The sequence below is a fragment of the Pseudomonas sp. GW821-FHT02B10 genome (assembly GCF_059421865.1).
The window spans coordinates 393,188-413,715 of record NZ_JBWKVU010000001.1 but is presented as its reverse complement, the minus strand read 5'-3'; the positions used below and the strand labels follow the sequence as shown (position 1 = coordinate 413,715).

The 20,528-nt window shown below is 65.0% G+C and carries 18 protein-coding genes; 9 read left to right on the top strand and 9 right to left on the bottom strand.

Annotated features, from left to right (window positions below; genetic code table 11):
• Positions 1-38: 38 nt before the first annotated feature.
• From AC07VU_RS01845 to AC07VU_RS01815, 7 genes are all read right to left on the bottom strand, one after another.
• Positions 39-1,052 (bottom strand): chemotaxis response regulator protein-glutamate methylesterase, encoded by a 1,014-nt coding sequence (locus tag AC07VU_RS01845; protein ID WP_274305638.1) that lies wholly within the window; start codon positions 1,050-1,052, stop codon positions 39-41.
• Entirely contained in the window at positions 1,049-3,385 is a 2,337-nt protein-coding gene (locus AC07VU_RS01840; protein ID WP_277587959.1) for a hybrid sensor histidine kinase/response regulator, read from the bottom strand. The genes AC07VU_RS01845 and AC07VU_RS01840 overlap by 4 nt, the downstream gene beginning before the upstream one ends.
• The gene (locus AC07VU_RS01835; protein WP_274305636.1) at positions 3,382-4,062 is read right to left on the bottom strand and encodes a chemotaxis protein CheW; all 681 of its coding nucleotides are present in this window, start codon (positions 4,060-4,062) and stop codon (positions 3,382-3,384) included. Before AC07VU_RS01835 ends, AC07VU_RS01840 begins: the two co-directional genes overlap by 4 nt.
• The gene (locus AC07VU_RS01830) at positions 4,059-5,333 is read right to left on the bottom strand and encodes a CheR family methyltransferase (protein WP_277587958.1); all 1,275 of its coding nucleotides are present in this window, start codon (positions 5,331-5,333) and stop codon (positions 4,059-4,061) included. Before AC07VU_RS01830 ends, AC07VU_RS01835 begins: the two co-directional genes overlap by 4 nt.
• Positions 5,330-5,866, bottom strand: coding sequence for a chemotaxis protein CheW (locus tag AC07VU_RS01825; protein ID WP_495029453.1), 537 nt, complete (start codon positions 5,864-5,866; stop codon positions 5,330-5,332). Before AC07VU_RS01825 ends, AC07VU_RS01830 begins: the two co-directional genes overlap by 4 nt.
• Positions 5,866-7,488: a methyl-accepting chemotaxis protein gene (locus AC07VU_RS01820; protein ID WP_277587957.1), complete on the bottom strand. Its 1,623-nt coding sequence runs from the start codon at positions 7,486-7,488 to the stop codon at positions 5,866-5,868. Before AC07VU_RS01820 ends, AC07VU_RS01825 begins: the two co-directional genes overlap by 1 nt.
• 232 nt (positions 7,489-7,720) lie before the next feature.
• The gene (locus tag AC07VU_RS01815; RefSeq protein ID WP_274305633.1) at positions 7,721-8,446 is read right to left on the bottom strand and encodes a tellurite resistance TerB family protein; all 726 of its coding nucleotides are present in this window, start codon (positions 8,444-8,446) and stop codon (positions 7,721-7,723) included.
• Positions 8,447-8,636: 190 nt separating this feature from the next.
• On the opposite strand from AC07VU_RS01815, the gene AC07VU_RS01810 reads away from it, so the two are divergent.
• The 7 genes from AC07VU_RS01810 to AC07VU_RS01780 all read left to right on the top strand — a co-directional run bounded on the left by AC07VU_RS01810 (position 8,637) and on the right by AC07VU_RS01780 (position 16,917).
• On the top strand, positions 8,637-9,551 hold the full coding sequence (locus tag AC07VU_RS01810; RefSeq protein WP_037035125.1) for a LysR family transcriptional regulator: 915 nt from the start codon (positions 8,637-8,639) through the stop codon (positions 9,549-9,551).
• Between the two features lie 104 nt (positions 9,552-9,655).
• Positions 9,656-11,146: a gamma-aminobutyraldehyde dehydrogenase gene (locus AC07VU_RS01805; RefSeq protein WP_081002215.1), complete on the top strand. Its 1,491-nt coding sequence runs from the start codon at positions 9,656-9,658 to the stop codon at positions 11,144-11,146.
• A gap of 87 nt (positions 11,147-11,233) precedes the next feature.
• A complete protein-coding gene (ydcS, locus tag AC07VU_RS01800; RefSeq protein ID WP_009042344.1) occupies positions 11,234-12,385 on the top strand; it encodes a putative ABC transporter substrate-binding protein YdcS in 1,152 nt (383 codons plus the stop codon).
• 161 nt (positions 12,386-12,546) lie between these two features.
• A complete protein-coding gene (locus AC07VU_RS01795; RefSeq protein WP_053259762.1) occupies positions 12,547-13,584 on the top strand; it encodes an ABC transporter ATP-binding protein in 1,038 nt (345 codons plus the stop codon).
• 1 nt (position 13,585) lies between these two features.
• Positions 13,586-14,533 carry an ABC transporter permease gene (locus AC07VU_RS01790; protein ID WP_495029452.1) on the top strand — a complete coding sequence of 316 codons (948 nt, stop codon included), beginning with the start codon at positions 13,586-13,588 and terminating at the stop codon, positions 14,531-14,533.
• The gene (locus AC07VU_RS01785; RefSeq protein WP_274305630.1) at positions 14,523-15,350 is read left to right on the top strand and encodes an ABC transporter permease; all 828 of its coding nucleotides are present in this window, start codon (positions 14,523-14,525) and stop codon (positions 15,348-15,350) included. Before AC07VU_RS01790 ends, AC07VU_RS01785 begins: the two co-directional genes overlap by 11 nt.
• Positions 15,351-15,492: 142 nt before the next feature.
• Positions 15,493-16,917 (top strand): gamma-aminobutyraldehyde dehydrogenase, encoded by a 1,425-nt coding sequence (locus AC07VU_RS01780; RefSeq protein WP_274305629.1) that lies wholly within the window; start codon positions 15,493-15,495, stop codon positions 16,915-16,917.
• A gap of 128 nt (positions 16,918-17,045) precedes the next feature.
• Here AC07VU_RS01780 and AC07VU_RS01775 read toward each other — a convergent pair whose 3' ends face one another.
• Entirely contained in the window at positions 17,046-17,474 is a 429-nt protein-coding gene (locus tag AC07VU_RS01775; RefSeq protein WP_256583131.1) for a hypothetical protein, read from the bottom strand.
• Positions 17,475-17,640: 166 nt separating this feature from the next.
• Between AC07VU_RS01775 and AC07VU_RS01770 the strand changes: the two genes are divergently transcribed.
• Complete coding sequence (locus AC07VU_RS01770) at positions 17,641-17,937, top strand: hypothetical protein (RefSeq protein WP_495029451.1); 297 nt, start codon at positions 17,641-17,643, stop codon at positions 17,935-17,937.
• 61 nt (positions 17,938-17,998) lie between these two features.
• Here the strand turns inward: AC07VU_RS01770 and AC07VU_RS01765 are convergent, their stop codons facing one another.
• Positions 17,999-18,532, bottom strand: coding sequence for a GNAT family N-acetyltransferase (locus AC07VU_RS01765; RefSeq protein WP_457275705.1), 534 nt, complete (start codon positions 18,530-18,532; stop codon positions 17,999-18,001).
• Between the two features lie 191 nt (positions 18,533-18,723).
• Here AC07VU_RS01765 and AC07VU_RS01760 point away from each other — a divergent pair, with 191 nt between their 5' ends.
• A complete protein-coding gene (locus AC07VU_RS01760) occupies positions 18,724-20,355 on the top strand; it encodes a glucan biosynthesis protein D (RefSeq protein WP_495029450.1) in 1,632 nt (543 codons plus the stop codon).
• Positions 20,356-20,528: the final 173 nt, after the last annotated feature.

The following is a 20,528-nucleotide window of genomic DNA, read 5'->3' as shown; positions in this document are numbered from 1 at the left end:
CTGAGTTGCTACCTGGCCAGGACAGCTGCGTTTGTCGGTCATTTGGCAAATATCTCCAGCAATCGTGGAGCGATCTTGTCCAGTGGGCGAATCTCTACGGCAGCGTCGATGGCAGCGGCCGCCTTGGGCATGCCATACACCGCACTACTCTCCTGGTCCTGGGCGATGGTCAGATAACCCTGGTCGCGCATCAGTTTCAGGCCCTGAGCGCCATCGCGGCCCATGCCGGTCAGCAGTACGCCGACCGCATCGCCGTTCCAGTAATTGGCGACACTTTCAAAAAACACATCGATCGATGGCCGATAGATCTCGTTTACCGGCTCGGCGGTGTAGGCCAGGGTGCCGTTCTTCAACAGCCGGATATGGTGGTTGGTCCCGGCCAGCAGAACCGTACCGCTCTGCGGTGGCTCGCCTTCGCGGGCCAGGCGCACCTTGAGCCCGGAGGCGCTGCTCAGCCATTCGGCCATGCCCGCGGCGAACACCTGGTCGACGTGCTGCACCAACACGATGGCGGCCGGGAAATGGGCGGGCAGCCCCTTGAGCAACACTTCCAGCGCCGCCGGGCCACCGGCGGACGAACCGATCGCCACCAGGCCCTGGCGTTGCGCCATGGTGCGCATCGGCACCGGTACCGAACGCACGCGGTTGCCGCGCTGCTGGCCGATCAGCCAGCCGATATTGAGGATCTTGCGCAGTAAAGGCGCCGCCGCTTCCTGCGCATTGCCGGCCCCCAGGGCCGGTGTATCGACCACGTCCAGCGCGCCATGCCCCATGGCCTCGAACACTCGATGCACGTTCTGCTGGCGGTCCACCGTGACGATCACGATAGCGCAAGGGGTTTCGGCCATGATCCGGCGGGTCGCCTCCACGCCGTCCATCACCGGCATGATCAGGTCCATCAGGATCAGGTCGGGCGTTAGCTGGGCGCAGTACTCGACCGCCTCGGCGCCATTGGTCGCGACCCACACCACTTCGTGCGCGGGTTCGAAAGCCAAGGCCCGGCGCAGGGCCTCCACGGCCATGGGCATGTCATTGACGATCGCGATTTTCATGCCCGCGCTCCTCCAATCAGCTCCACCACCGCATCCAGCAGGGCGTCATCATGGAAACTGGCTTTGGCTAGATAATAGTCGGCCCCGGCATCCAGTCCACGGCGCCGGTCCTCTTCGCGATCCTTGTAGGAAACCACCATCACCGGCAACGACTGCAGGCGATTGTCACGGCGCAGGAGTGTGACCAATTCAATCCCATCCATTCGGGGCATATCGATGTCGGTGATCAGCAGGTCGAAGTCTTCCGAACGCAAGGCGTTCCAGCCATCCATGCCGTCGACGGCGACCGCTACGTCATAACCACGGTTGAGTAAAAGCTTGCGTTGCAGCTCACGCACGGTGAGCGAGTCGTCGACCACCAGGATGCGCTTGCGCGCCGTCTCGGCCTGATGGCGATTGTGCCGGGCAATGCGTTCCAGGCGGCCGGTATTGAGCAGCTTGTCCACCGAACGCAGCATGTCCTCGACGTCGACGATCAACACCACGGAGCCGTCATCGAGCAAGGCTCCGGCGGAAATGTCCTGGACCTTGCCCAGGCGGTCGTCCAGCGGCAGCACCACCAGGGTCCGCTCGCCGATGAAACGCTCGACCGCCACGCCGTAGACCGCGTCGCGCTCGCGAATCACCACGACCTTGAGCGTGGACTCATTGTTCTGCCCCGCCGGGCGTTGCAGCAACTGGCTGGCCGCGACCAGGCCGACGTGGCGGCCTTCGTGCCAGAAATGCTGGCGCCCTTCCAGCTGGACAATGTCGTCGGGCTCCAGGTCGCACATGCGTTCGATATGCGCCAGCGGGAAGGCATAGGCCTCTTCGCCGACCTCCACCACCAGGCTGCGCACCACCGACAGGGTCAGCGGCACTTCGAGGTGGAAACGACTGCCCTGCCCCGCCACCTGCTCCAGCTGCACCGCGCCACGCAACTGGCGCACCATGTGCTGCACCGCGTCCAGGCCGACACCGCGCCCGGAGACCTCGGTGACCTTGTCCCGCAGGCTGAAGCCCGGCAGGAACAGGAAGGTCAGCAGCTCTTCTTCGCTCAACTGGGCAGCAGTCTCGGCGGGGGACAACTGGCGCTCGACGATGCTCTGGCGCACCCGTTCCAGGTCGACGCCATTACCGTCATCGCTCAGCTCCAGCACCAGCAGCCCGGCCTGGTGGGAAGCGCGCAGGCGAATCAGGCCCTCGGCCGGCTTGCCCGCCAGCAGCCGCTGTTCGGGCGTTTCGATGCCATGATCGACCGCGTTGCGCAGCAGGTGGGTCAGCGGCGCCTCGAGTTTTTCCAGCACGTCGCGATCGACCTGGGTCTTCTCGCCCTCGACCTCCAGGCGAACCTGCTTGCCCAGGCTGCGCCCCAGGTCGCGAACCATCCGCACCTGGCCCACCAGCACATCGGCGAACGGCCGCATGCGACAGGCCAGCGCGGTGTCGTAGAGCACCTGGGCGCGCTGGCTGGCCTGCCAGCCGAATTCATCCAGCTCGGCGGTTTTCTCCGTCAGCACCTGCTGGGACTCCGCCAGCAGGCGTCGCGCATCTTCCAGGGCTTCGAGGGCCTCCAGGCCCAGCACCTGCTCCTTGAGATGCCCATTGAGGTTTTCCAAAGCGCGCAGGCCGTTGCTCTGCAGGCGCTTGAGGCGCTGCAGGGCCGCCAGGTAGGGCTTCAGGCGCTGGGTTTCCACCAGCGACTTGCTCGACAGGTCGAGCAGGCTGTTCAGGCGTTCGGCCGTGACCCGCAACACCCGTTCGCCCCCCTCGGCGAGCTTCTTGCCCTTGTGCGTAATCGCCGCGGCTGTCTCTTGCAGCGTTTCCTGCAATACCTCCTGCGGCATCTCGAACGGCGGGACCTGTGGTTCGGGTTCGACCCGCGGAGCCTGCATTTGCAGCTCGGCCATGGGCGGCAGGTGCGGCTCGATCCGGGGCAGGACAACGCCCGCAGGCGCCGCGCCCGGCGAGCCGACCAACTGCTCCATGAGCGCCACATAGGCGGCAATGTCCTGCTCACTGACCTCGCTGCCCGGCGTGGCGATGCGCATCAGGAAATCGGTGCCCTGCAGCAGCGCATCGATATGTTCGGGCCGCAGGTACAGCCGCCCTTCCTGGGCGCTGACCAGGCAATCTTCCATCACATGGGCCACGCTGACCCCGGCGTCGACCCCGACGATCCGCGCCGCGCCCTTGAGCGAGTGGGCGGCGCGCATGCAGGCTTCCAGCTGGTCGGCCTGGGTCGGATTGCGCTCCAGCGCCAGCAGGCCGGCACTGAGCACCTGGGTCTGGGCTTCGGCTTCCAGGCTGAAGAGTTCGAGCAGCGAGGCGTCGCGCATTTGATCGGGGGTCATGTCAGGCTCCGGGTCACGGCGGACAGCAACTGCTCTTCATCCAGCCAACGCAGGCTACGGCCCTTCCATTGCAGGACGCCACGGGTGTACTTGGCACTGGCCTGCTGACCGGAAACCGCGGCGGCGTCCAGGGTGCGCTCGTCGATGGCATGGATGCCCTCCACCTCGTCCACCGGCACCACCACCGGACCGCCCTGGGCGGCGATGATCAGCATCCGCGGAATCACCCGCGCCCCCGACACGACCGTGCTGGTGGTGTCCAGCCCCAGTAGCTCCACCAACGACAGGCAGGCCACCAGTGCGCCACGCACATTCGCCACGCCCAGCAAGGGCCGCGAGCGCTGGTGCGGCAAGGAATGGATCGGCTGCAGCGGCGCCACTTCCACCAGGCAACGGGTGGCAATGCCCAGCCATTCCTCGCCCAGGCGGAACATCAATAACGAACGGGTGACGACATCCGTATCGGCCTCGACCGCTTGCTCATGGCGCTCCTGCTGCAGCGCATAGCGGTCGAGCAGGCGGGTGGCCGCGGCGGAATACACCGAGCAATTGCGGCAATGCACATGCCCGGCCAGCAACGGGCAACTCTTGTCGCCGTGGATACCGATACGGTTCCAGCAATCGTCGATGGCCTGCGCATCTTCGTGGGTCACGTTCAACGAAACAGAGCCGCTCATGATTTACGCTCACTGTCTGCTGCACGGCCGCTGCGGGCCGCGCGCTCCTGCAATCGACGGGCACCGGCGACGTCTCCCTGGGAAGCCAGCAAGGCGGCCAGGTGCGCCAGCGCTTCGGCGTGCTGCGGATCCAGGTACAGGGCCTTGCGATAGAAACCCTGGGCTTCCAGGGCGCTGCCCGCCACGTCGCTGAGCAGCCCCAGCCAATAGAACACCTGCGCCACCGGCTCGTGGGTGTCCAGGTAATGCTCGCAAGCCACCCGGGCCTCTGCGCTTTTGCCTTCGTTGGCCAGGGCCGCGATGCTCGCCAGCAACGTCGTGGCATCGCTGGCCGGCCTGGTCGGCGCGGGGCGTTGGCTCGCCACGGCGGCACTGGAGAACGGTCGGCTGCGCACGGGAGGCGCGATGCCGCGCACCGGCTGGCGCGCCGGCAATGCGCTTGGGACAAAGGCCGGCGCGGGTTCGGGCTCGGGTTCATTATGCCGGCTGAAGGCAAAGGACTGGGCAATGCCGATCGAGCGCATGCCCAGGCGACCCAGCAGGCTGCCTTCGGCCGGGCCGATGAACAGCACGCCGTCGACATGCGTCAGGCGCTTGAGCACTTCGAACACCTGGCGCTGGGTCGGCTGATCGAAATAGATCAGCAGGTTGCGACAGAAGACAAAATCGTAGGGCGGCTCATTGGCCAGCAAGGTCGGGTCCAGCAGATTGCCGACCTGCAGGCGCACCTGCTCGCGCACCCGCTCGCTGAGGCTGTAGCGCTCATCTTCGGCGGTGAAATGCCGTTCGCGAAAATCGCTGTGCTGGCCGCGAAAGGAGTTCTTGCCGTACACCGCCTGCCTGGCCCGCTCGACCGACAGCGGGCTGACATCGAACCCCTCGACCTTGAACTGATGAGGGGCCAGCCCGGCATCGAACAGGGCCATGGCAATCGAGTACGGCTCCTCGCCGGTGGAACACGGCAGGCTGAGGATGCGCAAGGCGCGCATGCCCTTGAGTTCGGCAAGCCGCGAACGAGCGAGTTTGGCCAGGGTCGCAAAGGATTCCGGGTAACGGAAGAACCAGGTTTCCGGAACGATCACCGCTTCGATCAGGGCCTGCTGTTCATCCCGCGAGCCTTGCAGGGTCTGCCAGTAATGATCGGCGCTGGGCGCCTGCTGGGCGATGCTGCGCTGGCGCACCGCGCGCTCGATGATCGCCGGGCCCACCGAGGCCACATCGAGACCGATGCGCTCCTTGAGAAAATCGAAAAATCGCTGGTCGCTGCTCATGACGACTCCCCGAGCAACGCCGGATCCAGCGGCGGCGAGGGAAACAGCAGCGCACGCACCTCGGCATCCAGCAGATCGTCGACACGCACCCATTGCAGCAGGCCCTGGGCGTCTTCGTAGACCGGGCCCAGGTACGGCGCATTGCGGTTATCCAGGCCGTAGGCCTTGAAGTCCTGCGGGTTGCAACGCAGGGTGTCAGTGGCCTGCTCGAGGATCAGCCCCAGCAACTGCGCGGGCTGCGCCGCCTGCGGGCGGTAATGCACCAGCACCAGGCGGGTGCTGGTGCGCTCCTGCGCCGGCTCGCCAAAGGTCAGGGCACTCAGGTCGAGCACCGGCACCACCGCGCCGCGATGGGCGAAGACTCCGGCCACCCAGGACGGCGCCCGGGGAATCGGCTTGAGTTGCAGGCGCGGCAATACCTCGACCACCTCGATGGCCTGCAAGGCGTAACGTTCGGTACCGATGCGGAACACCAGGAACAGCGTGTCTTTCGTCGCCGTCCCTGCGCCGCCTTTCGCTGCGAGCTCGTTCATCAGACTTTGAAACGCGAGACGCCGCTGCGCAGCCCCACCGCCACCTGGCTCAGTTCATCGATGGCGAAACTGGCCTGGCGCAGCGACTCGACGGTCTGGCTGCTGGCATCGCCCAGTTGCACCAGGGCGTGGTTGATCTGCTCGGCACCGGTGGCCTGGGCCTGCATGCCCTCGTTGACCATCAACACCCGCGGCGCCAGGGCCTGGACCTGATGGATGATCTGCGACAGCTGCTCGCCGACCTGCTGCACCTCGGCCATGCCGCGGCGCACTTCTTCGGAGAACTTGTCCATGCCCATGACCCCGGCCGAGACCGCCGACTGGATCTCCCGGACCATTTGCTCGATATCGTAGGTGGCGACCGCGGTCTGGTCCGCCAGGCGCCGCACCTCAGTGGCTACCACGGAAAAGCCGCGCCCGTACTCGCCGGCTTTCTCGGCTTCGATCGCGGCATTGAGCGACAGCAGGTTGGTCTGGTCGGCGACCTTGACGATGGTCACTACCACCTGGTTGATGTTGCCGGCCTTCTCATTGAGGATCGCCAGCTTGGCGTTGACCAGGTCGGCCGCGCCCATCACCGAATGCATGGTTTCTTCCATCCGCGCCAGGCCCTGCTGGCCGGAGCCGGCCAGCACCGAAGCCTGGTCGGCGGCGGTGGAGACTTCGGTCATGGTGCGCACCAGATCGCGAGAGGTGGCCGCGATTTCCCGGGAGGTCGCACCGATTTCGGTGGTGGTCGCCGCGGTCTCGGTAGCGGTCGCCTGTTGCTGCTTGGAGGTGGCGGCGATCTCGGTGACCGAGGTGGTGACCTGGACCGAGGAACGCTGCGCCTGGGACACCAGGGAGTTGAGCTCGGTCATCATGTCGTTGAAGCCGGTTTCCACGGCGCCGAATTCGTCCTTGCGCTCCAGGTTCAGGCGGCTGGTCAGATCGCCCGTGCGCATGACGTCGAGGATCTTCACGATACGGTTCATCGGCGCCATGATCGCGCGCATCAGCAACAGGCCACACAGGCCCGCCGCCAGCACCGCCACCAGCAGGGAAACGCCCATGGTGACTTTAGCCGCGGCCACCGCATCGTCGATCTGCAAGGCGGCCGAATCGGCGACCCCCTTGTTCTCGTCGATAATGTCGTTGAGTTTCATCCGACCGGCGATCCAGGTGGGCGTCAACTGGTCATGGAACACGCGGACAGCCTCGGCTTCCTGATTACGCCGATGCAGATCCAGGACCATGGCCTGGATCTTGAGAAATTCCTGATGGCGTTTTTCAAACTCGTCGAACTCCAGCTGGTCGGTCTCACCGCGAAGCGTGTCCTTGTAGCTGGCCATGTATTTCTGCAGGCGTTGCTCGAAGCTTTTGAAATCGGCCTCATCCTTGGCACTGACGCCCTTGCCTTCGTTCAGACCGATGATTTCCTGGGTATGCAGGAAACTGTCGACCCACGAACCGCGAATCATCGAACTGAAATAGACCCCGGGAATGGCATCGGAGCGCATGCGGTCTTCGCCGGCCTCGATCTTCAACAAACGGGAGTACGAGGCTATGACCATCAGCAGCATGATGGTGATAATCACCGCAAAGCTCGCCAAAATGCGTTGGCGCAACGTCCAGTTCTTCACAGTCAGTCCTCGGGGCCATTCAAATGGTGGGGAGTATAGCCGAGGGCGTGCCATCATTTATCAGCGTATTGCGCACCACGTCTCACTCAGAGCGAAAGGCAGGGTCCGCTCTGGAGGGCTACTTTCCGCCAGATGACTCGAGCGCCGCCAGTGATGATCCGGCACAAGCAGAGGGCATTTCTGCCATCAAAGAGGGCGTGCGAAGCTTTCTCCAGCGCACGCCCGACTGGCGTCAAAGATTGGCCTGGCGCACCTGTTTTTCCAGTTCGAGTTTCAACCCCGGCTCCAGCTTGAGTTGACGCGCCAGCTCATCCAGATAGGCCTTTTCCATGAAGTTTTCCTCGTCCACCAGCATCACGCTGGCGACGTACATTTCCGCGGCCATTTCCGGCGTCCCGGCGGCCCGCGCCACATCCGCCGGGTCCAGGGGTTTGTTGAGTTCGGCGTGCAGCCAGTGCTGCAGCTCCTGATCGTTGTCCAGCCGGGTGAACTCACCTTCGATCAGGGCGCGCTCGCGCTCGTCGATATGGCCATCGGCCTTGGCCGCGGCCACCAGCGCCTTGAGGATCGCCTGGCTGTGTTGTTCGACCTGTTGCGCGGGCAGGCGGTCGAGGGTCTGCGGCTCGCTTTTCGGCGCGCCGGCCTGCTGCGCCTGCCAGTTGCCGTAGGCCTTGTAGGCGATCACGCCCAGCGCCGCCAGGCCGCCATAGGTCAGCGCCTTGCCGCCGAATTTGCGGGCTTTTTTATTGCCCAGCAGCAGGCCCATGGCGCCGGCCGCCAACGCCCCGCCGCCAGCACCGGACAACAGGCTGCCGAGCCCGCCGGAACCGCCACCGAGCAACCCGCCCAGCGCGCCCTTGTCGGCAGCGGATGCCTTGTTCTGCTGCGCCCCGGCCTTATTCTGCAACAGGTCCTGGCCAGACCTGAGCAATTGATCGAGCAATCCACGGGTGTTCATCCAAACCTCCAGCAACTTGAGTTGATCGAATCAATAAGGCCACCAGCCTAGATCGAAGTGCCCCGATCCTGGGCTCGAGTGTGCTTCCAGATGTTGCTTCGCCAGGCTCGGTCGTATGCCTGGGCAGCCCTTCGATTAAAAAGATATACACTCGAAAAAATCGATAAAACCGCCTGACCGGTGATTGCCCATGATGACCTTGCGCCAGATCCGTCACTTTATCGCCGTGGCCGAGACCGGCTCGATCTCGTCCGCCGCCCAGGCGGTGTTCATTTCCCAGTCGACTCTGACCCTGGCGATCCAGCAGCTCGAACAGGAAATCGGCGTCAACCTGTTCAACCGCCATGCCAAGGGCATGACCCTGACTCACCAGGGCCACCAGTTCCTGCGCCAGGCGCACCTGATCCTGGCCACGGTCGACAATGCCAAGCGCAGCCTGCAACAGAGCACCGACCAGGTGGCCGGCCAGTTGATCGTCGGCGTGACCAGCCTGGTCGCCGGTTACTACCTGGCGGACTTGCTCACACGTTTCCAGCGCGCCTACCCCAATGTGGAAATCCGCGTGATGGAGGATGAGCGCCCCTACATCGAGCACTTGTTGGTCAGCGGCGAAATCGACGTCGGGGTATTGATCCTCTCCAATCTCGAGGACCGCCACGCCCTGCAGACCGAAGTGCTGACCCACTCCCCCCACCGCCTGTGGCTGCCCGCCCAGCACCCGCTGCTGGAACACGACAGCATCAGCCTGGCGGATGTCGCTCGCGAGCCGCTGATCCAGCTCAACGTCGATGAAATGGACCGCAATGCCCAGCGCCTGTGGTCCGGCGCCGGCCTGCAACCACGCATCACCCTGCGCACCGCCTCCACGGAAGCGGTGCGCAGCCTGGTGGCGGCCGGGCTTGGGGTGTCGATCCAGCCGGACATGACCTATCGCCCCTGGTCGCTGGAGGGCGACATCATCGAGGCCCGGCCCATCGCCGACCTCAGCCAGACCCTCGATGTCGGCCTGGCCTGGCGCCGGGGCACGGCGCGCCCGGCGTTGGTCGACCCGTTCCTGACCGTGGCTCGTGAACAGCCCCACGGCGGGCGCAAGCCATCTATTTAATCGAACGCCGCATTCAGTATTTGGTATTTGTCGAGCACCGGCCCCGCCACTAGTCTCTGATCATCCGTCCAGAGAGGGCCGGGCCTCCGTCACTGGAGAGCACCATGGCCATACAAGAAAAGAGAACCCGGAAAATGGCTGGCGCGCAGACTCCGTTGTCCACCGCTTTGTTGATCGATGGCGAATTGGTCGCCGGCCAAGGGCTTGTCGAGCCGATCCTCAACCCGGCCACCGGCGAAGTGCTGACCCGGATCGCCGAGGCCAGCAGCGAACAGGTGGAAGGCGCGATCCTCGCTGCCCACCGCGCCTTTACCGACTGGTCGCGCACTACGCCCCAGCAACGCTCGAACATCCTCCTGGCGATTGCCGATGCCGTGGAAAAGCAGGCCGACCACCTGGCTCGCCTGGAATCGCTGAACTGCGGCAAGCCGCTGCACCTGGCACGCCAGGACGATCTGGGCGCCACCGTCGACGTGTTCCGTTTTTTCGCCGGTGCCGTGCGCTGCCAGACTGGCCAGCTCGCCGGCGAGTACCTGCCGGGCTACACCAGCATGGTGCGGCGCGACCCTATCGGCGTGGTGGCGTCCATCGCGCCGTGGAACTACCCGATCATGATGGCCGCCTGGAAGATCGCCCCGGCCCTGGCCGCTGGCAATACCCTGGTGTTCAAGCCGTCGGAGCATACCCCGCTGTCGATCCTGGCCCTGGCGCCGACCCTGGCCGAACTGCTGCCGCGCGGCGTGCTGAACATTGTCTGCGGCGGTGGCGAAGGCGTGGGCAGCCACCTGGTCAGCCACCCCAAGGTACGCATGGTGTCGCTGACCGGCGATATCGTCACCGGGCAGAAGATCCTCCAGGCCGCCTCGAAAACCCTGAAACGCACGCACCTGGAACTGGGCGGCAAGGCCCCGGTGATCGTCTGCAACGACGCCGACCTGCAGGCCGTGGTCGAGGGCGTGCGCAACTACGGCTATTACAACGCCGGGCAGGACTGCACCGCGGCCTGCCGGATCTATGCCCAGGGCGGGATCCATGACCGTCTGGTGGCCGAACTGGGCGCCGCCGTGAGCAGCCTGCGGTTCGCCGGCAAGCGCGATGCCGACAACGAGATCGGCCCGCTGATCAGCACTCGCCAGCGCGACCGCGTGGCCAGCTTCGTCGAACGCGCCCTGGGCCAGCCGCATATCGAACGGGTGACCGGCGCGGCGGTGCATTCGGGCGCCGGCTTCTATTACCAGCCGACCCTGCTGGCCGGCTGTCGGCAGCAGGATGAAATCGTCCAGCGCGAAGTGTTCGGCCCGGTGGTCACCGTCACCCGTTTCGACGAACTGGCGCAGGCGGTGGACTGGGCCAACGACTCGGAATACGGCCTGGCCTCATCGGTCTGGACCCAGAACCTGGACAAAGCCATGCAGGTGGCAGCCCGCCTGCAATACGGCTGCACCTGGATCAACAGCCATTTCATGCTGGCCAGCGAAATGCCCCACGGCGGCTTGAAACGCTCCGGCTACGGCAAGGACCTGTCCAGCGATTCGCTGCAGGACTACAGCGTGGTGCGCCACATCATGGCCCGCCACGGCAATGACCTGGAATAACGGCACTAAGCTGATAACAAGCCCTTAGGGCGCGCTCCATCACGTTCACAACTGCCCCGACCATAATTTGAAGAAGAGGGTTTCCCCATGTTCGTGCACAAGACCGCACTGCTCAGTGCAATCACCACCGCCCTGCTGGCCAGCGCCAGCCTCCAGGCCGCCGAACCGCTCAAGGCCGTCGGTGCCGGCGAAGGCCAGCTGGATATCGTGGCCTGGCCCGGCTACATCGAACGTGGCGAAAGCGACAAGAATTACGACTGGGTCACCGGCTTCGAGAAGGAGACCGGTTGCAAGGTCAACGTCAAGACCGCGGGCACCTCCGACGAGATGGTCAGCCTGATGGCCAAGGGCGGCTACGACCTGGTCACCGCGTCCGGCGACGCCTCCCTGCGGCTGATCGTCGGCAAGCGCGTGCAGCCAATCAACACCGCGCTGATTCCCAACTGGAAAAACCTCGACCCGCGCCTCAAGGACGCGCCCTGGTACGTGGTCGACAAGCAGACCTACGGCACGCCCTACCAGTGGGGCCCGAACGTGCTGATGTACAACACCACCGTCTTCAAGCAGGCACCGACCAGCTGGAGCGTGCTGTTCGACGCGCAGAACCTGCCGGACGGCAAGCCCAACAAGGGCCGCGTGCAGGCCTATGACGGGCCGATCTACATCGCCGATGCCGCGCTGTACCTCAAGAGCGCGAAACCGGAACTGGGGATCCAGAACCCCTACGAACTGACCGAAGCCCAGTACAAGGCGGTGCTCGACCTGCTGCGCGCCCAGCAGCCGCTGATCCACCGCTACTGGCACGACACCACGGTACAGATGAGCGACTTCAAGAACGAAGGCGTGGTCGCCGCCAGCTCCTGGCCGTATCAGGTCAACGGCCTGATCAACGAGAAACAGCCAATCGCCTCGACCATTCCCAAGGAAGGGGCCACCGGCTGGGCCGACACCACCATGCTGCACAGCGAGGCCAAGCACCCCAACTGTGCCTACAAGTGGATGGACTGGTCGCTCACGCCGAAGGTCCAGGGCGATGTCGCCGCCTGGTTCGGCTCGCTGCCAGCCGTGCCGGCGGCCTGCCAGGAAAGCCAACTGCTGGGCGCCGAGGGCTGCAAGACCAACGGCTTCGACCAGTTCGACAAGATCGCCTTCTGGAAAACCCCGCAGGCCGAGGGCGGCAAGTTCGTGCCGTACAGCCGCTGGACCCAGGATTACATCGCAATCATGGGCGGCAGGTGAGTTCCCTGTAGCCGCTGCCGCAGGCTGCGATAAGGCCGAAGGCCTTCAGCGATCTCAAGATCCTGCGCCCCCTTCGGGGTCGATCGCAGCCTTCGGCAGCGGCTACAGGTTCCTGCGCTCTTCGCCAAACCTGATTCCGCGCTTTCCCGGAGCACCGCACCATGACGCTTGCAGTCCAGTTCACCAACGTTTCCCGGCAGTTTGGCGAGGTGAAAGCCGTTGACCGGGTGTCCATCGATATCCAGGACGGCGAGTTCTTTTCCATGCTCGGCCCTTCCGGCTCGGGCAAGACCACCTGCCTGCGCCTGATCGCCGGTTTCGAACAGCCGAGCGCCGGCTCGATCCACATCCACGGGGCCGAAGCCACCGGGTTGCCGCCCTACCAGCGCGACGTCAACACCGTGTTCCAGGATTACGCGCTGTTTCCCCATATGAACGTGCGCGACAACGTGGCCTACGGCCTGAAAGTCAAAGGCGTCGCCAAGGCCGAACGCCTCAAGCGCGCCGAAGAGGCCCTGGCCATGGTCGCCCTGCAAGGCTACGGCGAGCGCAAGCCGGTGCAGCTGTCCGGCGGCCAGCGCCAGCGCGTGGCCCTGGCCCGGGCGCTGGTCAATCGGCCGCGGGTCCTGCTGCTGGACGAACCCCTGGGGGCGCTGGACCTGAAGCTGCGCGAACAGATGCAGGGCGAACTGAAGAAGCTGCAGCGCCAGCTCGGCATCACCTTCATCTTCGTCACCCACGACCAGACCGAAGCCCTGTCGATGTCCGACCGCGTGGCGGTGTTCAACAAGGGCCGCATCGAGCAGGTCGACAGCCCGCGCAACCTGTACATGAAACCGGCCACCACCTTCGTCGCCGAGTTCGTCGGCACCTCCAACGTGATTCGCGGCGAACTGGCCGAACGCCTGAGCGGCAGCCAGCGGCCCTTCTCGATCCGCCCGGAACATGTGCGTTTCGCCGAAGGCCCGCTGCCCAGCCATGAGATCGAAGTCAGCGGCCTGCTGCACGATATCCAGTACCAGGGCAGCGCCACCCGCTACGAACTGCAACTGGACAACGGCCAGACCCTCAGCATCAGCCGGGCCAACGACCAATGGCTGGACAGCGGCGCCCAGCACCAGACCGGGCAACGCCTCAGCGCGCGCTGGGCCCGCGCAGCGATGATCCCGCTGGCCGATACCCTGGCGAGCGGGGTGTGACATGAACACCCTGGCGATCATTTCCCAAAGCCCCGGCGGCTCGCCGCTGCGGCGCTTTTCCAACCTGCTGTACCGACGGCCGAACCTGTACCTGGCGCTGCTGCTGGTGCCGCCGCTGCTCTGGTTCGGCGCGATTTACCTGGGCTCCTTGCTGATCCTGCTCTGGCAGGGCTTCTACACCTTCGACGACTTCACCATGGCGGTCACCCCGGACCTGACCCTGGCCAACTTCGCCGCGCTGTTCCAACCGTCGAACTTCGACATCATCCTGCGCACCCTGAGCATGGCCATCGCCGTATCGCTCGCCAGCGCCGTGGTCGCCTTCCCCATCGCCTACTACATGGCGCGCTACACCAGCGGCAAGACCAAGGCGTTCTTCTACATCGCGGTGATGCTGCCGATGTGGGCCAGCTACATCGTCAAGGCCTACGCCTGGACCCTGCTGCTGGCCAAGGGCGGCGTGGCCCAGTGGTTCGTCCAGCACCTGGGTCTGGAGCCGCTGTTGCAGTTCATCCTGGGGATTCCCGGGGTCGGCGGCAGCACCCTGTCGACCTCACACCTGGGGCGCTTCATGGTGTTCGTCTACATCTGGCTGCCGTTCATGATCCTGCCGATCCAGGCCTCCCTGGAACGCCTGCCGCCGTCCTTGCTGCAAGCCTCCGCCGACCTCGGCGCCAAGCCGCGCCAGACCTTCATGCAGGTGATCCTGCCGCTGTCGGTGCCGGGCATCGCCGCCGGCTCGATCTTCACCTTCTCCCTGACCCTGGGCGACTTTATCGTGCCGCAGCTGGTGGGCCCACCCGGCTACTTCGTCGGCAGCATGGTCTACGCCCAGCAAGGGGCGATCGGCAACATGCCGATGGCCGCCGCCTTCACCCTGGTGCCGATCGTGCTGATCGCCATTTACCTGTCCATCGTCAAACGCCTGGGGGCCTTCGATGCACTCTGACTCAGCCAAGCATGGAGAACACGCCTCGTTGGGCCTGCGCCTTGCCGCGTGGGGCGGGCTGCTGTTCCTGCATTTCCCGATCCTGATCATCTTCCTCTACGCCTTCAATACCGAAGACGCAGCCTTCAGCTTTCCGCCCCAGGGCTTCACCCTGAAGTGGTTCAGCGTGGCCTTCGCCCGCCCTGACGTGCTCGAGGCCATCAAACTGTCGTTGCAGATCGCCGCCATCGCCACCCTGATCGCCATGGTCCTCGGCACCCTGGCCTCGGCGGCGCTGTACCGGCGGGACTTCTTCGGCAAACAGGGGATTTCGCTGATGCTGATCCTGCCCATCGCCCTGCCCGGGATCATCACCGGCATCGCCTTGCTGGCAACCTTCAAGACATTGGGGATCGAGCCGGGGATGTTCACCATCATCGTCGGCCACGCGACCTTCTGCGTGGTGATTGTCTACAACAACGTGATCGCCCGCCTGCGCCGCACCTCCCACAGCCTGATCGAAGCCTCGATGGACCTGGGCGCCGACGGCTGGCAGACCTTCCGCTACATCATCCTGCCGAACCTCGGCTCGGCGTTGCTGGCCGGCGGCATGCTGGCGTTCGCCCTGTCGTTCGACGAAATCATCGTCACCACCTTCACCGCCGGCCATGAACGCACCCTGCCGCTGTGGCTGCTCAACCAGCTCAGCCGGCCGCGGGACGTACCGGTGACCAACGTCGTCGCCATGCTGGTGATGCTGGTGACCATGCTGCCGATCCTCGGCGCCTATTACCTGACCCGCGGCGGCGAGAGCGTGGCAGGCAGCGGCGGGAAATAACCCTGTAGCCGCTGCCGCAGGCTGCGATCGACCCGCAGGGTCGTGGCGCCCTCCGGTTCGCTGAAGGCCTTCGGCCTTATCGCAGCCTGCGGCAGCGGCTACAGATCGCAGAACATCCAACAGATATTTCAGGAGAACAGCCATGCAAACCAAACTCTTGATCAACGGCCAACTGGTCAGCGGCGAAGGCCCTGCCCAGCCGGTATTCAACCCCGCGCTGGGCAAGGTGCTGGTGGAAATCAACGAGGCCAGCGAAGCCCAGGTCGATGCCGCGGTGCGCGCCGCCGACGCGGCGTTCCAGAGCTGGTCGCAAACCGTGCCGAAAGAACGTTCGCTGCTGTTGCTCAAGCTGGCCGACAGCATCGAAGCCCATGGCGAGGAGCTGGCCCGGCTGGAGTCGGACAACTGCGGCAAGCCGCTGAGCGCGGCCTTGAACGACGAGATCCCGGCGATTGCCGACGTGTTCCGTTTCTTCGCCGGCGCCAGCCGCTGCCTCAGCGGTTCGGCCGGCGGCGAATACCTGCCGGGGCACACCTCGATGATCCGTCGCGACCCTGTGGGGGTGATCGCCTCCATCGCGCCGTGGAACTACCCGCTGATGATGGTCGCCTGGAAAATCGCCCCGGCCCTGGCCGCCGGCAATACCGTGGTGCTCAAGCCCTCGGAGCAGACCCCGCTGACCGCCCTGCGCCTGGCCGAACTGGCGGCGGCGATCTTTCCCGCCGGCGTGCTGAACCTGGTCTTCGGCCGCGGCGCCACCGTGGGCCAACCGCTGGTGACCCATCCGAAGGTGCGCATGGTGTCGCTCACCGGCTCCATCGCCACCGGCTCGAACATCATTTCCAGCACCGCCGACAGCGTCAAACGCCTGCACATGGAACTGGGCGGCAAGGCACCGGTGATCATCTTCGACGACGCCGACATCGACGCCGCCGTGGAAGGCATCCGCACCTTCGGTTTCTACAACGCCGGCCAGGATTGCACCGCTGCCTGCCGCATCTATGCCCAGGAGGGTATCTATGAGCGCTTCGTCGAGAAGCTCGGCGCGGCGGTCGCCAGCATCCAGTACGGCCTGCAGGGCGACCCGGGCACCGAACTGGGCCCACTGATCAGCGCCCAGCACCGCGACCGGGTGGCCGGGTTCGTCGAGCGCGCCATCGCCCAGCCGCACATCCGCCTGGTCACTGGCGGCAAGGCGGTGGACGGCAACGGCTTCTTCTTCGAACCGACGGTGCTGGCCGACGCCCGGCAAGACGACGAAATCGTCCGCCGCGAAGTGTTCGGGCCGGTGGTCTCGGTCACCCGCTTCGCCGACGAGGCCCAGGTCCTGGGCTGGGCCAACGACTCGGAGTACGGCCTGGCTTCCTCGGTGTGGACCGCCGATGTCGGCCGCGCCCACCGCCTCTCGGCGCGCCTGCAATACGGCTGCACCTGGGTCAACACCCACTTCATGCTGGTCAGCGAAATGCCCCACGGCGGGCAGAAGCTCTCCGGCTACGGCAAGGACATGTCCCTGTACGGGCTGGAGGACTACACCGTCGTGCGCCATGTGATGTTCAAGCACTGACCGGCATCGCGGGCAAGCCTCGCTCCTACGGGTTGTACAGGTTCGTAGGAACGAGGCTTGCCCGCGATGGTCACGACACGCATGAAAGAACGATGTGGCCAGGCCCGGCGGCACCTCCGCCGGCCCGGCTAATAGCAATTACCGTCGGTTTCAGCACAGAACTCGTAGGGCGTGTTGCTGATGAACCTATCGAGCCAGTGGTGCTCCCAGTCCGGCCACTGAATGATGTAGGTCTTGCTGGCCTTGATGAACTCCAGGCCAAAGATGCTGATGCTGTTGTCGTCCTCGTACATCCGCAGGTCCAGCGACCAGTCTTCGATCAAGGGCGTGCGATAGACCCGTTGCGGCTCCTTGAGGTCGATGATTTGCAAGTAGCCCAGGCCGCCGAAGGGCACCAGCAGGCCACCGGCCGAGGCATGCTGCAGCAGGTAACGGCCGGAGGGGCTGGTGCTCGAATAGGGCTTGCGCTCAAGCACGGTGTTCAAGGCGCAGACGAACACCAGCGCGCAGGCGAACAGCAGTAAAACCAGCACCGTCAGCGTCTTCCTGTACTTCATCGCGCGCCCGCCGAAAAACTGCAATTCATTTGCCCGATCTCCTTGAAAGGCGGCTATTGAACGAGGTCTGGCCAAGCCGATCAAGTTGCGGCACCATCCGCCGCCACAAAGCGCCTGGCTCCGCAGCCCGTGGCGCTGAAACTTCTTCGGCAGCCAGGATGCGCCCATGCCCTCGCGAATCGTCAGCCTGATGCTGCAAGTGGCCGTCTGGCTGGTGCTGCCGTTCGCCGCCCTGCAACTGGGCCTGGTATTGACCCGCGCCGTCGCCGCGCCCTTTGTCTCGGCCCTGGCGATTCCCACCGGGGTCCTGTCCCTGGTACTGATCCAGATCAGCCTGGTGTATGCCGCCGCCAAAGGCTGGCACGCCTTCGGCATGCCGGCCCACTATCGCTGGCTGGGCCTGTGGCTGGGCTGCGTGCTGGTGCTGTGTGCCGTGCCGTGGCTCATGCCCTTGAGTCAGTAGGAGCCCACGAATCACTGATGCCGTTCATCCAACCGGCTGACCTGGTGTCAATCCGCTGAAATCAGGGCAACCTGAGGTACAGATGGATGTCCTCGGGTTCCAGGCGATACAGCTCTGGATCGGGGGCCGCCAACAGCTCGCAGCCCAGACGGCGATAGAAATCCACGGTATTGCGCGACGGCGTGGCCGAGACATACAGCCCCTCGCCGCCCATGCGCCGTGCCTGCTCGGCGGCCAGGCCGAACAAGCGCTGGCCCAGGCCGCGCCCGCGATACGCCTGGCTGACATGCAGGAACTTCAACTGCCGCAGCCGCAGGCCGGCGTTGTGGATCACCAGGCAATCGACCACCGCCGCGGCCACCAGCCGGTGTTCGTCGAACACCCCATACAGCCAGCCGCCGCGCTGTTCACACGCCCGCAAGACCCGCGCGTCATGCTCGGCTTCGCCGGGCGGCCAGCCGGTCACCACCTCGCGCTGGGGATAACCCAGCAGTTGCCCGTCCTGCAGGCGGTAGAACGCCTCGATCAGCTCTGCACGATCAATCAGTTTGAACAGCGGGATGTCTTGCGAGGTCAAAAGGCGTTCATTGAGCATGTGGGTTTTCCTGAAGCCGTCCGTGGTTTTACGTATCGATACACGCGGGGCATTTTTTGCCTCGGGCGAACCGATTATTCTATCCGCCCGCTGTTAAAAGTCCGTTGTGTTTGGCCGAAGGCATGACCGAACCTCCATTTCCGATCCAGCGCAGCCAGGAAGGGCTCGGGATCTCCTGACAAGGTTCACTTATGCATCGCAGGCATCTTCTGAAAGCATCCATGGCGCTGGCCGCCTACACCGGCCTGTCGGCCACGGGTCTGCTGGCCACCCGGGCCTGGGCAGGCGCAGGCGCAGGCGCCGCCGACGGCGAGGCGCAGGCCTTCGATTTCGAGATTCTCAAGGCCCGGGCCAAGCAGTTGGCCGGCAAGCCCTACGTGGACACCAAGCAGGTGCTGCCGCCGACCCTGGCGACCATGACCCCGCAGAACTTCAACGCGATCCGGTACGACGGCAACCACTCGCTGTGGAAGGAGCTGAACGGCCAGCTGGACGTGCAGTTCTTCCACGTCGGCATGGGCTTCAAGCAGCCGGTGCGCATGCACAGCGTCGACGCCAAGACCCGGCAGGCGCGGGAAGTGCATTTCCGCCCGTCGCTGTTCAACTACCAGAACACCAGCGTCGACACCGCGCAGCTCAAGGGCGACCTGGGTTTTGCCGGCTTCAAGCTGTTCAAGGCCCCGGAGCTGGACAGGCACGATGTGGTGTCCTTCCTCGGCGCCAGCTATTTCCGCGCGGTGGACAAGACCGGCCAGTACGGCCTCTCGGCCCGCGGCCTGGCGATCGACACCTACGCCAAGAAGCGTGAAGAATTCCCCGACTTCACCCAGTTCTGGTTCGAGACCCCGGACAAGGACAGCACCCGTTTCGTGGTCTATGCCCTGCTCGATTCGCCCAGCGCCACCGGCGCCTACCGCTTCGACATCGACTGCCAGGCCGAGCGCGTGGTGATGGACGTCGATGCGCACGTCAACGCCCGCACCGCCATCGAACAACTGGGCATCGCGCCGATGACCAGCATGTTCAGCTGCGGCACCCATGAGCGGCGCATGTGTGACACCATCCATCCGCAGATCCACGACTCGGACCGCCTGGCCATGTGGCGCGGCAACGGCGAGTGGATCTGCCGCCCGCTGAACAACCCGGCGACCCTGCAATTCAACGCCTTCGCCGACAAGGACCCGAAGGGTTTCGGCCTGGTGCAGACCGACCATGAGTTCGCCAACTACCAGGACACCGTGGACTGGTACAGCCGGCGCCCGAGCCTGTGGGTCGAGCCGACCACCGCCTGGGGCGAAGGCTCGGTCGACCTGCTGGAGATCCCCACCACCGGCGAGACCCTGGACAATATCGTGGCCTTCTGGACCCCGAAAACACCGCTGGCCGCCGGGGATTCGCTGAACTACGGCTACAAGCTGTACTGGAGCGCCCTGCCACCGGTGGGCACGCCGCTGGCGCGGGTCAACGCCACCCGTTCGGGCATGGGCGGCTTCGTCGAGGGCTGGGCCCCGGGCGAGCATTATCCGCCGGTCTGGGCCCGGCGCTTCGCCGTGGACTTCAACGGCGGCGGCCTGGAGCGGCTGCCGGAGGGCACCGGCATCGAGCCGGTGGTCACCGCGTCGAACGGTCAGGTCAAGGATTTCCACGTGCTGAAGCTGGACGAGATCCAGGGTTATCGCGTGCTCTTCGACTGGTACCCGACCAACGACAGCGTCGATCCGGTGGAACTGCGGCTGTTCATTCGCAGCAACGATCGCACCCTGAGCGAAACCTGGCTGTACCAGTACTTCCCGCCGGCACCGGACAAGCGCAAGTACAGCTGATGCAGCACTATCTGTAGCCGCTGCCGCAGGCTGCGATGGGCCGCGCAGCGGACCCAGGCTCTTCAGTCGATCCGCGCCGCCCGATTTGCGACCGGTTCCCGGTCGATCGCAGCCTGCGGCAGCGACTACAGGTTGCCCGCCAGCACAAAAAACCGGCCCTCGCGGGCCGGTTT

Excerpts from the sequence above, each read along its gene's own strand:
- AC07VU_RS01845 (WP_274305638.1), bottom strand. The coding sequence starts at position 1,052 with ATGAAAATCGCGATCGTCAATGACATGCCCATGGCCGTGGAGGCCCTG.
- AC07VU_RS01840 (WP_277587959.1), bottom strand. The coding sequence starts at position 3,385 with ATGACCCCCGATCAAATGCGCGACGCCTCGCTGCTCGAACTCTTCAGC.
- AC07VU_RS01835 (WP_274305636.1), bottom strand. The coding sequence starts at position 4,062 with ATGAGCGGCTCTGTTTCGTTGAACGTGACCCACGAAGATGCGCAGGCC.
- AC07VU_RS01830 (WP_277587958.1), bottom strand. The coding sequence starts at position 5,333 with ATGAGCAGCGACCAGCGATTTTTCGATTTTCTCAAGGAGCGCATCGGT.
- AC07VU_RS01825 (WP_495029453.1), bottom strand. The coding sequence starts at position 5,866 with ATGAACGAGCTCGCAGCGAAAGGCGGCGCAGGGACGGCGACGAAAGAC.
- AC07VU_RS01815 (WP_274305633.1), bottom strand. The coding sequence starts at position 8,446 with ATGAACACCCGTGGATTGCTCGATCAATTGCTCAGGTCTGGCCAGGAC.
- AC07VU_RS01810 (WP_037035125.1), top strand. The coding sequence starts at position 8,637 with ATGATGACCTTGCGCCAGATCCGTCACTTTATCGCCGTGGCCGAGACC.
- AC07VU_RS01805 (WP_081002215.1), top strand. The coding sequence starts at position 9,656 with ATGGCCATACAAGAAAAGAGAACCCGGAAAATGGCTGGCGCGCAGACT.
- ydcS (WP_009042344.1), top strand. The coding sequence starts at position 11,234 with ATGTTCGTGCACAAGACCGCACTGCTCAGTGCAATCACCACCGCCCTG.
- AC07VU_RS01795 (WP_053259762.1), top strand. The coding sequence starts at position 12,547 with ATGACGCTTGCAGTCCAGTTCACCAACGTTTCCCGGCAGTTTGGCGAG.
- AC07VU_RS01790 (WP_495029452.1), top strand. The coding sequence starts at position 13,586 with ATGAACACCCTGGCGATCATTTCCCAAAGCCCCGGCGGCTCGCCGCTG.
- AC07VU_RS01785 (WP_274305630.1), top strand. The coding sequence starts at position 14,523 with ATGCACTCTGACTCAGCCAAGCATGGAGAACACGCCTCGTTGGGCCTG.
- AC07VU_RS01780 (WP_274305629.1), top strand. The coding sequence starts at position 15,493 with ATGCAAACCAAACTCTTGATCAACGGCCAACTGGTCAGCGGCGAAGGC.
- AC07VU_RS01775 (WP_256583131.1), bottom strand. The coding sequence starts at position 17,474 with ATGAAGTACAGGAAGACGCTGACGGTGCTGGTTTTACTGCTGTTCGCC.
- AC07VU_RS01770 (WP_495029451.1), top strand. The coding sequence starts at position 17,641 with ATGCCCTCGCGAATCGTCAGCCTGATGCTGCAAGTGGCCGTCTGGCTG.
- AC07VU_RS01765 (WP_457275705.1), bottom strand. The coding sequence starts at position 18,532 with ATGCTCAATGAACGCCTTTTGACCTCGCAAGACATCCCGCTGTTCAAA.
- AC07VU_RS01760 (WP_495029450.1), top strand. The coding sequence starts at position 18,724 with ATGCATCGCAGGCATCTTCTGAAAGCATCCATGGCGCTGGCCGCCTAC.